The organism is Amycolatopsis sp. CA-211722 (genome assembly GCF_056828465.1).
Genome location: NZ_CP184752.1, coordinates 5,678,322 through 5,692,045 on the forward strand (window position 1 = coordinate 5,678,322; position 13,724 = coordinate 5,692,045).

10 protein-coding genes are annotated in these 13,724 nt (G+C 71.5%); 7 read left to right on the forward strand and 3 right to left on the reverse strand.

The features are described from left to right. The first annotated feature begins 1 nt into the window (after position 1). From ACOCEP_RS27045 to ACOCEP_RS27070, 6 genes are all read left to right on the forward strand, one after another. Positions 2–412, forward strand: a complete 411-nt coding sequence (locus ACOCEP_RS27045; RefSeq protein WP_482331818.1) for a GPW/gp25 family protein — start codon at positions 2–4, stop codon at positions 410–412. Beyond that, positions 412–2,373: a putative baseplate assembly protein gene (locus ACOCEP_RS27050; protein ID WP_482331819.1), complete on the forward strand. Its 1,962-nt coding sequence runs from the start codon at positions 412–414 to the stop codon at positions 2,371–2,373. The genes ACOCEP_RS27045 and ACOCEP_RS27050 overlap by 1 nt, the downstream gene beginning before the upstream one ends. Beyond that, the gene (locus ACOCEP_RS27055) at positions 2,370–2,909 is read left to right on the forward strand and encodes a phage tail protein (protein ID WP_482331820.1); all 540 of its coding nucleotides are present in this window, start codon (positions 2,370–2,372) and stop codon (positions 2,907–2,909) included. Before ACOCEP_RS27050 ends, ACOCEP_RS27055 begins: the two co-directional genes overlap by 4 nt. 3 nt (positions 2,910–2,912) lie before the next feature. Beyond that, complete coding sequence (locus ACOCEP_RS27060) at positions 2,913–3,887, forward strand: zinc ribbon domain-containing protein (protein ID WP_482331821.1); 975 nt, start codon at positions 2,913–2,915, stop codon at positions 3,885–3,887. 200 nt (positions 3,888–4,087) lie between these two features. Continuing rightward, positions 4,088–8,104, forward strand: coding sequence for a VWA domain-containing protein (locus ACOCEP_RS27065; protein ID WP_482331822.1), 4,017 nt, complete (start codon positions 4,088–4,090; stop codon positions 8,102–8,104). Positions 8,105–8,324: 220 nt separating this feature from the next. Continuing rightward, entirely contained in the window at positions 8,325–9,644 is a 1,320-nt protein-coding gene (locus ACOCEP_RS27070) for a COG1470 family protein (RefSeq protein WP_482331823.1), read from the forward strand. Positions 9,645–9,650: 6 nt separating this feature from the next. Here ACOCEP_RS27070 and ACOCEP_RS27075 read toward each other — a convergent pair whose 3' ends face one another. The 3 genes from ACOCEP_RS27075 to ACOCEP_RS27085 form a co-directional block, all read right to left on the reverse strand. Next, the gene (locus ACOCEP_RS27075) at positions 9,651–10,274 is read right to left on the reverse strand and encodes a response regulator transcription factor (RefSeq protein ID WP_482331824.1); all 624 of its coding nucleotides are present in this window, start codon (positions 10,272–10,274) and stop codon (positions 9,651–9,653) included. 100 nt (positions 10,275–10,374) lie between these two features. Further along, positions 10,375–11,025: a response regulator gene (locus tag ACOCEP_RS27080; RefSeq protein ID WP_482331825.1), complete on the reverse strand. Its 651-nt coding sequence runs from the start codon at positions 11,023–11,025 to the stop codon at positions 10,375–10,377. A 3-nt stretch (positions 11,026–11,028) separates the two neighbouring features. After that, positions 11,029–11,766 carry a sensor histidine kinase gene (locus tag ACOCEP_RS27085; protein ID WP_482331826.1) on the reverse strand — a complete coding sequence of 246 codons (738 nt, stop codon included), beginning with the start codon at positions 11,764–11,766 and terminating at the stop codon, positions 11,029–11,031. Between the two features lie 602 nt (positions 11,767–12,368). On the opposite strand from ACOCEP_RS27085, the gene ACOCEP_RS27090 reads away from it, so the two are divergent. Next, the gene (locus ACOCEP_RS27090) at positions 12,369–13,667 is read left to right on the forward strand and encodes a hypothetical protein (RefSeq protein ID WP_482331827.1); all 1,299 of its coding nucleotides are present in this window, start codon (positions 12,369–12,371) and stop codon (positions 13,665–13,667) included. Positions 13,668–13,724: the final 57 nt, after the last annotated feature.

The window sequence follows — 13,724 nt, forward strand, 5'->3', positions numbered from 1 at the left end:
CGTGGATTTCCTCGGCAGGGGACTGGCTTTCCCGGTGCGCACCGACGCGACGGGTTCGATCGCCTTGGTCGGCGGGGAACGCGAGGTCGTCGAGAGCATCCGGCTGATACTGGCCACCGCTCCCGGTGAACGGCCGATGCGCCCGGAGTTCGGCTGCGCGGTGCACGATCTCGTGTTCGCGCCCGCCGATGCGGCCACCGCCGGGCAGATCGCCTACGAGGTGCGCACCGCGCTGGAACGGTGGGAGCCGCGGATCACGCTCACCGACGTCGTGGTCGGGTTCTCCGAGGCCGAACGCGGCACGCTGCTGATCGACGTCAAGTACCGGTTGCGCGGGACCAACGACCCGCGCAACCTGGTCTTCCCGTTCTACGTGATCCCGCCGCACGAGTCCGTTCCGGACGGTGCGTGATGTCGCTGCCCCTGCCCAACCTCGACGACCGCCGGTTCCAGGACCTGGTGGACGAGGCCAAGTACCTCGTCCAGCGCAACTGTCCGGAATGGACGGACCACAACGTCTCGGACCCCGGCGTGACCCTGATCGAAACGTTCGCGCAGATGGTCGACCAGGTGCTCTACCGGCTGAACCGGGTGCCGGATCTGCACTACCTGCGATTCCTCGACCTCATCGGCGTACGGCTGTTCCCGCCGGCCGCCGCGCGCGCCGACGTGACGTTCTGGCTTTCGGCGGCGCGGGAGGTCCCGGTGGTCGTCCCCGCGGGGAACCAGGTCGCGAGTGTGCGCGACGAGGTCGAGGACCCGGTCGTGTTCACCGTGGAGCGGACGCTGACGATCGTGCCGTGTTCGCTCCACGGCTTGGCGACCGGTGGGTCCGACACCGGCGCGCCACCGGTCGACCGCACCGACGAACTGCTGGTCGGCGGCGAACCCGCGTGTTTCGCCGAAAGTCCCGCGCCCGGCGATTCCGTCTACTTCGGACTGTCGGACGCCGTGCCCGGCTGCGCGGTGCTGCTGCGGATGGACTGCGAGGTCGAGGGACAGGGCGTCGACCCGCACGACCCGCCGTGGGTGTGGGAGGCATGGGACGGGCACGGCTGGGCGGCCGCTGAGATCGACCGGGACAGCACCGGCGCGTTCAACCGGCCCGGCGACGTCGTCCTGCATGTGCCGCCGGGGCACGCGGAATCGGTGCTCGCCGGCAGGCACGCGGGCTGGATCCGGTGCCGTTTGACGGAACCGAAGCAACACCAGCCGTTCTTCCAGCGGCCACCGCGGCTGCGTGCGGTCGAGGCGTCGACGATCGGCGGCACGGTCGGCGCGGTGCACGCCGAGGTCGTGCGCGGCGAGATCGTGGGCACCTCGGACGGTCTGCCCGGCCAGCGGTTCCCGCTCGGCAGGCGTCCGGTGGTCGCCGGCGGGGACGAGCTGGTGGTGGAGGTGTCCGGTCCCGACGGCTGGCAGGTGTGGACCGAGGTGTCCTCGTTCGCCGAGTCGGGTCCGGACGATCGGCACGTCCAGCTCGACCGGGTCACCGGCGAGATCGCGTTCGGCCCGGCCGTGCGCCAGCCCGAAGGCGGCATGCGGTTCTACGGTGCCGTTCCGGCCAAGGCCGCCGCGATCCGCGTGCCGGCCTACCGGGCCGGAGGCGGACGGCGGGGGAACGTCGCCCGCGAAGTACTCGAGGTCCAACGGGATCCGATCCCGTTCGTCAGCACCGTGGCGAACCGCCGGCCGGCGACCGGCGGGGTGGACGGCGAGTCGGTGCGGGACGCGGCGGTCCGCGGCCCGCTGCTGCTGCGCACCCGCGACCGCGCGGTCACCGCCGAGGACTACGAGCAGCTCGCCCGCGAAGCGGCGCCCGAGGCGGCGAGGGTGCGCTGTGTCCCCGCGCACGGCCCCGACGGCCGCGAGACCGGCGCGATCCGCGTCCTCGTCGTGCCCGCGGTTCCCGACACCGGCGAGCTGAACTTCGCGACGCTGATGCTCGAACCCGGGATGCGCACCCGGATCGAGCGGTATCTGGACGAACGCCGCTGTGTCGGCGCCCTCGTGTCCGTGGAAGCGCCGTTCTACCACGGGGTCACGGTCGTCGCCCGGTTGAAGGCGCGCCGCCGGACCAGCCCCGGCGCCCTCGGCCCGCGGGCGACGCAGGCGCTCTACGACTACTTCAACCCGCTCACCGGCGGGCCGGACGGCGATGGCTGGCCGTTCGGGCGTCCGGTGCAGTCCGGCGAGGTCTTCGCGGTGCTGCAACGGCTTCCCGGGGTCGAGCTGGTCGAGGACGTCCGCCTGTTCGCGGCCAATCCGATCACGCGGGAACGCGGAGAGCAGGTCGAGCGGCTCGACCTGCCGCCGCACGCGCTCGCGTTCTCGTTCGGGCACCAGGTCCGGGTCCGGGAGAGTGGCCCATGAGAACGGCCGTGCCCGGGTTGCCGAGCCCGCATCCGATCGGCGAGCAGCTGCCCTCGGTCTACGCCGAGGACCGGTTCGTCCAGGGCTTCACCGGCGCGCTCGACGAAGTGCTCGCACCGGTCTTCGCCACTTTGGACAACTTCCCGGGTTACCTCGACCCGGAGCTGGCGCCGGCGGACTTCGTCGGCTGGCTGGCGCGGTGGGTGGCGTTGCGCGTCGACGAGGGCTGGAGCGAGGCCCGGCTGCGCGAACTCGTGCTCCGGTCGGTCGAGCTGCATCGGTGGCGCGGGACGCAGCGCGGGCTCGCCGAGCACGTGCGGCTGCTGACCGGTGGGGCGGTCGAGGTGACCGACAGCGGCGGCGTCGTGGCATCACCGGAGCCGGGGGCGCCGCTCCCGGATCCGGGTCCGCCGTGGGTCCACGTGCGCGTGCGGGTGCCCGGGCGGGACCGGATCGACGAACGACGGCTGACGGCGACGGTCGTGGACTCGGTGCCCGCCCACGTGCGCGTCACGGTGGAAGTGGTGGAGGGGTAGCGGATGGTCATCTATCGGGAGTGCGGGCATCAGGGCCCCGCCGACGTCGAGTTCTGCGGCGAATGCGGGCGGTACCTGAAATGGGACGACGAGGAACCCGTCGCGGTGGGTCAACCGGTCGCCCAGGCCCAGGTCGTGCAGCCCGCCGAACCGCTCGCGCCGGTACGGCAGCCGCAGCAGCGGACGGCCGAGGAGCAGGTCCTCAAACCAGGTGACCTGATCTGCGGCAGATGCGGCAAGGGCAACGTCCCCACCCGTAACTTCTGCGGCCGCTGCGGCGCGTCCCTGGCCGAGTCGGAAGTCGTGAAGACGTCGTGGTGGCGTCGGCTGTTCCGCCGCGGCCCCCGGGAGCACAAGGCGGGGGAGCGGCCGGGCAAGGACGGTGTCCGCCGCCGCGTCGGACGGGCCGGTGCCGCGCGACGCAGCGTCGGCAGGGCCGTCCGCCGGGTGATCGCGGTGATGCTGGTGCTCTCGGCGCTGATCTACGCGCTGTACCAGCCGTTCCGGGGTGCGATCAACACCGCCGCGGTCGGCCTGTGGAGCCAGGTGACGGGGATCTTCGAGACGAAGCTGAACCCGGTGCGCCCGAGCAAGGTGACCGCGAACGCGCAGTCGCCGGGCCATCCGGGGAACCTGGTCAGCGACAACGCCAAGAACACCTTCTGGGCGGCGGCCGCCCAGGGCGAACCCGTACTGGTGTTCACCTTCGACCGTCCGGTGGATCTGCGGAAGGCGATCGTGCATTCCGGCGACGGCGCGAACTTCCAGGCCGCGCACCGGCCGAAGACCCTGCATCTCGTGTTCTCCACCGGCAAGACCTACGACATGGTGCTGGCCGACACGCCGGACGCCCAGGAGGTCCCGATCGAGAACAGCGCGGGCGCGACCGGGGTCGAGCTGCACGTGGTCGGGCTGCATCGCTCGTTGGACGGTGGCGACGTGGCGATCTCCGAGATCGAGCTGTTCGAGGCCGGCTGAGGTGAAGTAAGGCGAGGGTGGCGTGTCGCGAAAGCCACTTTCGCAACGTTGGAGGTTGTGAAAGTGGCTTTGGCAACGGCGGGGGAAGTGGCTTTCGACCCCTCGCGATCAGGCGTCGCGAAAGCCACTTTCGCGACGTGTGATGTCCCGAAAGTGGCTTTCGCGACACCTTCCGGCGGCGACCACTGAGGAAGGACTGGATGACCATGCGCCCGAACCGAGCGGTGGCATCGATCGCGCTCGTCGCGGTGCTGGGCGGAGCGGCGATCACCGGGGTGTTCGCGCCGACCGCGGCGCAGCAGCCCGCGCCGCCCGCCGCGCCCTACCGCGTCGGCTACGTCAGCGCCGCGACCACCGGCCTGGTCCAGGCCACCGGCGAGGGCGTGGTGGCGGCGCTGCCCCCGGGCGCCGGGGGTGTCGATTCCGACGCGTCCGCGGGCAACGGCGGCCTGGTGTGGGTCAGCAAACGGCCCGTCCGCGACGGTGCCGAACGCGACGGCGAGATCTGGTACCTCCGGGACGGCACCCGGGTGCCGTCCCGCCTGACCGACGACGCGACCGCCGATACGCGTCCGGCGTTGTCGCCCGACGGTTCCTCCGTCGCGTTCGTCTCGGAACGCGCGGGCAGCAAGGACATCTTCGTGATCGGCGTCGACGGCCGAGGTCTGCGGCAAGTGACTTCCGGCCCGGCGGCGGACGATTCGCCGAGCTGGTCGCCCGACGGCGGCCGTCTCGTGTTCAGCGGCACCGGTGACGACCCCGCCGGTGACCTCTACACCGTGCCGGCGAGCGGCGGCGCGCCCGCTCGCCTGACCGCCGAACCCGGCGCGGACACCCAGCCCGCCTGGGCGCCCACCGGTTCCCGGATCGCGTTCACCACCACCAGGTTCGACCCGGCCGGGGACGTCGTGGTCATGGCCGACACCGGTGGCCCGGTCATCCCCGCGGTGCCGGAGCCGGGTGACTCGTCCGAGCCCGCGTGGTCGCCGGACGGCGCGCGGCTGGCCTTCACCACGCGTCAACCGGATCCGCTCGGCGACGTCAAACAGGTCGCCCCGCCCGGCGGTCAGGTCTCGGTGATCTCCGGGCAGCCCGGGGCCGGCGAGACCGAACCGACGTTCCGCGCCGGTGGGCAGCCGGTGTTCACCCAGCTCCGCGGTGGGGAGACCACCGACATCTGGAGCGCGGACGCGCGCGGCGGCGATCGCCGCGACCTCACGAACCGGCCGGACGCGGACGAAACCGATCCCGTTTTCTCGCCGGACGGGGCTTCGCTGGCCTACACGGAATTCGACGCCGGTGAATCCCGGAACAGCCGGATCGTCGTGGCGAACGCCGACGGGGGCGCGCCGCGGCCGCTGACCGGAGCCGAGGACGGCAAACGGGAGCGCCATCCGGCATGGTCGCCGGACGCGGCGAAGATCGCGTTCACCCGGACCGTTTCGAGCGGTGAGGGTTCCGACAGTTTCGTGCGGATCGTGCGCGTCGCAGACGGCCGCCTTCTCGGCGACGTCCCGATCCCGGCGCATCTGCGCGGTGACGATTCTCAGCCGGTGTGGTCGGCGGACGGTACGAAGATCACGCTCACCCGGGCCGCCACCCGGGTCGGGCCGCCGGAACCGTCCAAAGTGGACCCAGCGGTGGTGGACGTCCCCGTCGGGCGCGGCGGTTCGGCGCGGATCGGCAAGACGGTGAAGACCGACCGGATCCGGTCGCTGCCGGACGTCGTCCTGCTGATGGACCAGACCGGCTCCATGGGCGGAGTGATCGACGGGGTCAAGACGAACCTCGGCACGGTCATCGACAGCGTGCGGGAGCGGGAGAAGGAAGCGAACTTCGCCGTCGTGGCCTTCGGCGACGCGAAAGACCCGGCCCCGCGGCCGTTCTACGTTCAGCAGCCGCTGACCCCGGCGGGCACCGAAGCCGAGCGGAAGCTGCTGTCCGACGCGCTCGCGCGGATCAAGGCGGACGGTGGTGGAGACACCGCCGAGGATTGGCTTCTGGCCTTGCACCAGGTCGCGAGCGGCGCCATCACCTTCCGCCCGGGCAGCAGCCGGATCGTCGTCCTGGTCGGAGACGCGGCGAGCCACGAGAACCCGGCGAGGGCTGAGGTGATCGCCGCACTGAACGCCGCGGACATCAGCGTGGTGGCGGTGCCCGCGGTCACCGGTGGGTCGAGCGAGGATCCGGACCACGGACTCGACGCGCGGGGGCAGGCGACCGCGATCACCAAGGCGACCGACGGAGTCCTCACGCCCGGCACCGACGCGGGCCAGATCGCGGAGGCGATCATCGCGGGTATCGGCGACCTCCCGGTCAGCGTCCAGCCGGTGAGCTTCTGCGATCCCGGGCTCACGATGACGTTCGATCCCGCGGGCCCGCTTCGTGTTCCGGGCGGCACGGACGCGCGATTCACCGAAACGGTGACGGTGGCCCCGACGGCCGCGCCGGGTTCCTTCCCGCGCTGCCGCGTGGAGTTCCGGTTGAACGGGGAAACCGTCGTGCGGCCGGGCTACACCGAAAACGTCACCGTGCGGGTCAAAGATCCCGCTCTGCCCCTGATCACCCTGCACGACCGGACGGTGACCGGGACCGGCCCCACGGTGATCGAGTATCCCGCGAGCGCGGTGGACGTCGACGGAAGCCCGCTCACGACGAGCTGTACGCCCTTGTCCGGCAGCCTGTTCCCGGTCGGGGCCACCACGGTGACGTGCCGGGCGACCGGGAAGAACGGCACGGCCGCCGAGACCGCGGTCATGGCGGTCGTCCCGCCGGGGGAAGACCGGCGGAAACGGGTGTGGCAGGTGTCCTTGACGCAGCCGTCGCCCGACGTCGTCGTGCCGGGAGACCAGCGTGACCTTTCGACGCTGTTCGGGCCGGGTTGCGGCGCGGGCGCGGAAGGCGCGGCGGACGTCTCGCCGGACGGGGCCACGCTGGCGTTCCAGAGCGGCGACACCCAGGTCTGTGTCGCCCCCGCGGACGGCGGGCCGGGCCGGATCCTGGTGCAGCGCACGGGATTCGTCGACGACCCGGCCTGGTCGCCGGACGGCGGGCTCATCGCCTACACGAACGCCCTGGGTGAGTCCCCGCCACACGTCGCGGTCGTGCCGTTCACCGGCGGCGAGGGCCGGATCCTCATCGCCGGCCCCGGCGGGGCCGAACAGCCCGCGTTCCAGCGGATTCCCGACCTCGCCGTGAGCGCGACCGCGGTGCCCGCCGCGATCCCGTTCGAGGGGCTCACCACGTTCGAGTTCGTCGTCACCAATCGCGGTGCCACCGCGTCACCCGTGGTGGGGTTGTTCGTCCGGCTGACCGCCGGGCTGCGAACGTCGGCGGCCCTGCCCACCAAGGGCACCTGCACACCCGGGCCGGTGTGCGCGTTCGGCACGCTGGTGCCGGGCGAGGAGGTACGGGTGCGGTTCGGCGCGACGGGCCTGACGGCGGGTACGCAGGCGGCGACCGGCACGATCACCACCAGCGGCCAGGACGCCGACCCGCGGGACAACTCCGCGACCGCGGTCGTGACGGTCGGCGGCAAGCCCGCGCCACCGGTGATCCCCGGATCCCTGTCGGTCGGCATGTCCGTCTCGGCGGTCCCGCTGTTCGCCGGCGGCGACGACGTGGTGCTGACGTACCTGGTGCACAACGGATCCAGGGCCGCGATGCCGGGCGTCCGGCTCGTGACCCAGCTTCCACCGCGACTCCCCGCGACCTCGGCCGCACCCGGATGCGCGCCGGGCGGCGGAAGTTGCGCACTCGGGACGCTGGCGCCCGATCAGACCGTGACGGTCCGGATCTCGTTGGCCGCGAAGGCCGCTTTCGAAGGCCAGGTGTCCGGAACGGTGAGCACGACGGGACCGGACGACAACCCCGCGGACAACACGGCGGACGCGCGAGTGGTGGTCCGGCAGCCGGTGGTCGAGCTGGACCCGAAGGTCGGCACACTCGGCTTCGTCCCCCGGGTCCGGGGAACGGACTTCCCGCCGGGCGCGGTGGTCCGGCTGGCCTGGTCGGCCGGCATCTCCGCGCCGGGCCTGGTCACGGTAGGCGCGGACGGAAGATTCGAGGCACGCTTCTTGATCTTCCATCACGACCTGATCGGCCCGCGCACCGTGACCGTGACCTCGGTGGGCGGCCCGAAATTCGGGCAGGCGCGGTCGGAGCCGATCCTGGTGGTGCTGCGCACCCTGCAACCTCCGTTCGTCACCCGGGGTTGAGTGTCCGCCGGCGGATTCGGGTCGGGTAGGTCACGATTTCCCGCCGCCGGGCTGAAGGCTCCTTTCGTCGCGTCAGGCGCGGCGATGGGGGCCTTCAGCCCACCACCGGCCCCGCCGTCAGGCTGAGGGAAGACGCTGCCCCTATGGGCAACGACCGCCGCACGGCCGCACTCCCGTCCGCCGGTGCCGGTGGGAGCGCCGGACGCGCAGACTTCCGGGTATGGGAGCAACGGCGACGCTGTCGGAGGCGGGCCTGGTCGCGGAACCGGGCCAGGAGATCAGCTGCTCGGTGACCGTTCGCAACGCCGGGCGGGTGGTCGACCAGTTCGCGATCGAAGTCGTCGGCGATCCGGGTGCCTGGGCCACCGCGGAGCCGGCCACGGTGAACCTGATGCCGGGGGAGGCGGGTACGGTCGTCGTCCGGTTCGCGCCGCCGCGGTCGTCCGACGTCCAGGCCGGCGTGATCCCTTTCGGTGTCAGGGTTTTTTCGAGCGAGGACCCGGCGGGGTCGGTGGTCGAAGAGGGCACCATCCGGGTCGGCGCCTTCACCGAGGTGACCGCCGAAGTCGTCCCGGCGAAAGTGGAGGCCGGTGCCAAGGCCGATTTCGAAGTGGCCGTCGACAACCGCGGGAACCATCCGGTCGCCGTCGAACTGAGCGCGCTCGACCCCGAGGACGAGCTCGACTTCGAGCTCGAACGGAACCGGGCCGACCTCGCGCCGGGCACGGCCGCGTTCGTCCGTCTCCGGGCCAGGCCCCGGAAACGGTTCCTGCGCGGGCAGCCCGTCCGGCGTCGCTTCCAGGTGTTCGTCATCGCCGACGACGCCGAACCGCTCAAGACCGAAGGCACCATGGTGCAGCGGCAGTTGCTGCCGAAATGGCTCCTGCCGGCGCTGGCCGCGTTGCTGCTGTTGGCGCTGGCCTTGGTGGCGCTGTGGTTCACCGTGCTGAGGCCCGCGGTCAAATCGGCCGCGCGTGAAGCCGCTCAGGAACAGAACCAGGAGGTGATCAAGGCGGCGCAGGACGCGGGTGGCGCCGCGGGCGAGGCGAAGAAGGACGCCGGGCAGGCCAAACAGAACTCCGAAGACGCGATGAAGGCCGTCGGCCTGACCCCGCCCGTGGACGGCGCGGCTCCGGCCCCCAGGCCGTCGAACGGCGTCCCCAACCCGGCGGGCACCGCCGCCGGAACCCCGACCGACTTCCGCGTGGCGGCGGACGCGGCCGTCGACTCGAACGTCAACCGCTTCGCCGAATTCCCCTACACCCTCCCGGACGCCGCGAAAACGTTGGTCGTCACCGACCTGATCCTGCAGAACCCGCGTGGCGACAACGGAACCCTGCGGCTGCTGCGGGACGCCGGCGGCACCAAGACCGTCCTGCTGGAAGTCGGCCTCGCGAACTTCCGCGACCTCGACCACCACTGGTTGCAGGCCTGGCGGTTCGCCCCGGGGGAGAAGATCGTGCTCGCGGTCAGCTGCCAGGCTCCGGGAGGCGGCGCCCGGTGCACCCCGTCGGTCTCCTTCTCCGGCCGGATCGAATAGGCCGGGTCAGATCAGTCCCTCGCGCAAGGCGAACGCGACGGCGTGGGCGCGGTTGCGGAGCTGGAAACGGTTGGTGACGTCGTGCAGGATCGACTTGACCGTTCGCTCGGAGTAGCTCAGCCGGTCGGCGATCTCCTTCGTCTCGAACCCGTCGGCGATCATCCGCAGCACCTTGGTCTCGCGTTGCGACATCCCGGCCAGATCCCAGCCGTTCGGTTGCAGCACGTCCCTTTGCAACCGCGACACCCGCGACAGCAGACGGCCGAGCAGATCCGGCGGCAGCGCGCCTTCCCCGGCGGCCGCGGCCTTCACGAGCCGCACCAGGGTGTCGGGGGTGGCGTCGCCCCGGCGGATGATCGCGGAGACGCCGTTGCCCACGACGTCCAGCAATTCCGAGTCGTCCACCTCGCCGGCGACCAGCACGATCCGCGCGCGGCCGGCGCAGTGGAGGCTGCGCAGCAACTGCCGGGCCTGTTCGTTCAGCCGTTCGACGATGACCAAGACGACGGCCGTCTCGTCGGAGTCTTCGGCGAAGCGGATCTCCGGGCGTGAGCGCAGCGCGGCGGTGACACCCGCGTGCGTGATGGTGTCGGTGGCGTGAAGCAGCACCGGGATCTGGTCGACGAGCATCGATGAACCCTCCCCGCGAACGGTGTTTCCTCCTTGCTCAAGGATCGTGCGGCCGGCGTTCCGCGAACAGGGACCCGGAGTCCCGATATGTCCCGCTTCGCTACTCCGATCGGGCGACGCCCGCCCTCCGGATCTTGGCGATGGCCTGGGCCCGGTCGGTGACCTGGAGCTTGCGGAAGATGTGGGACACGTGGTTCCGCACCGTTTTCGGGCTGAGCACCAGCAGGTCGGCGATGGAGGCGTTGCCCATGCCCCGCGCGATGAGGAGCATGATCTCCCGCTCGCGCGCGGTCAGCTGCGGAAAGGACTCGTCGCGCCGGGATTCCGTGCCCAGCAACGAAAGCACCCGCGTCGCGATCGCGGGACTGAAGATCGCCTCGCCGTCGCCGATCGCCCGTACCGCGCGGACGACCTGCTCGTTGCGCGCGCCCTTGAGCAGGTAACCGCGCGCCCCCGCGCGCATGGCGGCGAACACGGCGGCCTCGTTCTCGAACATGGTCAGCATGAGCACACCGGTGTGCGGGCAGGCGGCCACGATCCGGCGGGTCGCCTCGACGCCGTCGAGGTCCGGGAGGTTCAGGTCCATCAGGACGACGTCGGGCTCCACCCGGCCCGCTTCCGCGACGGCGGTGAGGCCGTCCGGAGCCTGGCCGACGACCTCGATGCCGTCGGTGCCGTCGAGGATCGCGCAGATGGCCGCCCGGAAGGCGGGATGGTCGTCCACCACGAGGACACGGAGGGCCGGGAGCATCGCTCACTCCTTGGTGGCCAGCGGCAGCCAGGCGGCGATCCGGGTGCCGCCCGAGGACACCGGCTCGATCGCGCAGCCGCCGCCGAGGCCGGCGGCGCGTTCCCGCATCGACCGCAGCCCGGTCCCGCCGAGCACGGGCGGCGCCTCACCGCCGGGGCCGACGCCGTCATCGACGATCTCCACGCGCAGATCGCCGTCCAGCGGCCAGAGACGCACCGCGCACTGCCGGGCGCCGGAGTGGCGGGCGATGTTCACGAGCGCCTCGCGGATGATCCGGTACGCGGCGACCTCCACCTCGGCCGACAGCGGCGGCAGCTCACCGCGGACCTCGACCGCCACGGCCAGCGGGCCGTGTTCGGCGGGTACGCGTTCGGCGAGCAGCCCGGCATACCGGCGCACGGCCGTGACTAGGCCCGCTTCGTCGAGCGCGGGCGGGCGCGCGTCGGTCACTATGCGGCGCAACTCGGTGATGGCTCCGTGGAGTTCCTCCTCGAGCCGGGCCAGGAGGCGCTCGGCCCCGGCCCGGTCGCGGCCGAGCAGATCGCGGGCCGCGCGCAGCCCGAGCACCGCGACGGCGAGGGTCGGTCCGACGCCGTCGTGGAGATCGTCGAGCACCGTCCTGAGCCGGTTTTCGTACCCGGCAGGACGAACGACGTCGGTGACGACGAAGGTCCGGCGCATTCTTCCCCCGTCCGGCGGCAGGAGCTGGAACCCATGGCGTCCGGGGGAACCAGTTCTCACGACTAGATCGTGCGTAGCGTTCTGGTCACTCGCTGTACTAGTCGCGGAACGTGGCTCCGGCGTTTCCTCGTCCGCCGCCTGGCCGGGTAACGGTTTGGGGCCGATGCGAACGTGCCGCCGGACGTTCGACTTGCCGCCTGCGGGGAAAATCCCCTTCGTCATACAGCGGTCGCTCAGGTTTCCGGATCCTGGGATGGACCGCGAGTGTCGAGCGGAGTCGCGAGGATGCCGTCGGGCCGACGCTGGAGGACGGCGGCGGTCCGTGATCGGTGCGGTTTCCTGAGTGGAACCCGCCTGCCGCTGCGATTTCGGCGAATTCCCCGGGGTAAGGCGACGTCGATACCGGCTGCGGCAGGGGGGTGACATCGGTTGACAACTCCGCGCGCCGCATTTCGTTCAAGGGAACGAAATGCGGTTCGTCGAATGTTCGCGCGGTGTTGGTCGGATGATCGCATGCGTCGCTAGACTCGTAGTTACTTGCACAGTTGTTAGACTTTCAAAGCCGTCTGGACCAGGCGGCCCGGGGGTGTGGCGGAGTGAGCCCGGCGTCGGCCGGTGACGCGCCACAAAAGTGACGCTGGAGGGCGCGAGTGGTGAAGCCGTTGACGAAACCGCCTTTGCCGGAAGGCCCGGTCAAGAATCTGCAGGACGCTCTGCACGACCTGCATCATCGGGCCGGCTGGCCGAGTCTGCGCAGTATGGCCCGGGGTGTCGGGTGCAGTCACACCACGCTTTCGAAACTCTTCCGGACTCCGCAGTTGCTGTCGTGGGAGTCCTTGGAGCGCGTGGTGGGTTTCCTGCGCGGCGACCCGGAACGCTTCCGCGCTCTCTGGTACGAGGCGACCGGAGGCCCTCGGCCCGCGATGAGGATGGTGGGCGGGGAGCGCGCCCACCGGCCGGTCCCGGCGCCCCGCGCCGAGCTGCGGCTGCTGAAGAGTCCCGCGCCGGATCCGTCCCCGGACGCGTTGACCCGTCTCGGCAAGCCGCTCTGCGGAGCGTCGCACGGCGATTTCACCGAGAGCCTCGATCGCTTCGAGGACGCGCTGCTCGAACTGGCCGCCGGCGCTGTCCTGCGCGAGGCGCCGGAAGCCACCCGGGTCGGCGGCGGCATGCACCTGATCGAACTGGACGGACGTTCGTTCGTCCTCAAGCTCCGCGCCGATCTCCAGCGTGACCGGACGCTCCGGATCACCGTCCAGGACCCGCGTCATCGCGCGCTCGGGGAACCCGATATCTATACCCACCACGGGATTCCGCTGGCCGAGAGTGTCGGCCGGTTCGACGTCGTGCGGCTGACGGTCCCGCGGGCGCTCGGCCGGGAGAAATCCGGCCTGATGCGCGCGCGGCTCGCCGACGTGTTCGCCACCACCTACGCCCGGCTCGCGGCGCAGACCGCGAACGCGTTGGCCTGCCTGGAAACCGCGTTCGACAGGGCCGCGCTCGACGTGCTGCGCGACGCGACGGAGGCCGGGCTCGCCGCGCCGGACCGATCGGCGGTGTGGCTGCTCGTGGTGAGCAGGCAACGGCTGGCGTACGCGGTGGACCAGGAGGTCGTCCGGCGGGTGCTGGCCGCGATCGCGGCGTCCGACCCAGTGGTCTCGCCCGCGATCGCGGCGTTCCGGGTGCTCACCGAGGGCGCCAGGTTCGACGACGAGCGGGTACGCCGCGCACTGCGGACCATGAGCCCGGCGACGGTCGGCACACTGGACGGTGCCCGCGGACGTGTCGCCGAATTGCTCGCGCACGTGCAGCCCGGCGAAGAAGTGGTTCGCGTGGATCCGGTCGCGACGAGCGATCGGGTTTCCCTTCTGGTCGCCTGCCCGGAACGAATCGGCGATCAGGTCGCGTCCGCGCTCGATCCGGTCCGCTCCCGGTTCCGCCACCTGACCGCGCGCTATTGAGTCACGGGGCCGCGGTTCACCTGCCGGTAATGTCCGGCCGGTGAGAAATCCGGCCGA

Coding starts and splice junctions, on each gene's coding strand:
- ACOCEP_RS27050 (WP_482331819.1), top strand. CDS start 412: ATGTCGCTGCCCCTGCCCAACCTCGACGACCGCCGGTTCCAGGACCTG.
- ACOCEP_RS27055 (WP_482331820.1), top strand. CDS start 2,370: ATGAGAACGGCCGTGCCCGGGTTGCCGAGCCCGCATCCGATCGGCGAG.
- ACOCEP_RS27060 (WP_482331821.1), top strand. CDS start 2,913: ATGGTCATCTATCGGGAGTGCGGGCATCAGGGCCCCGCCGACGTCGAG.
- ACOCEP_RS27065 (WP_482331822.1), top strand. CDS start 4,088: ATGACCATGCGCCCGAACCGAGCGGTGGCATCGATCGCGCTCGTCGCG.
- ACOCEP_RS27070 (WP_482331823.1), top strand. CDS start 8,325: ATGGGAGCAACGGCGACGCTGTCGGAGGCGGGCCTGGTCGCGGAACCG.
- ACOCEP_RS27075 (WP_482331824.1), bottom strand. CDS start 10,274: ATGCTCGTCGACCAGATCCCGGTGCTGCTTCACGCCACCGACACCATC.
- ACOCEP_RS27080 (WP_482331825.1), bottom strand. CDS start 11,025: ATGCTCCCGGCCCTCCGTGTCCTCGTGGTGGACGACCATCCCGCCTTC.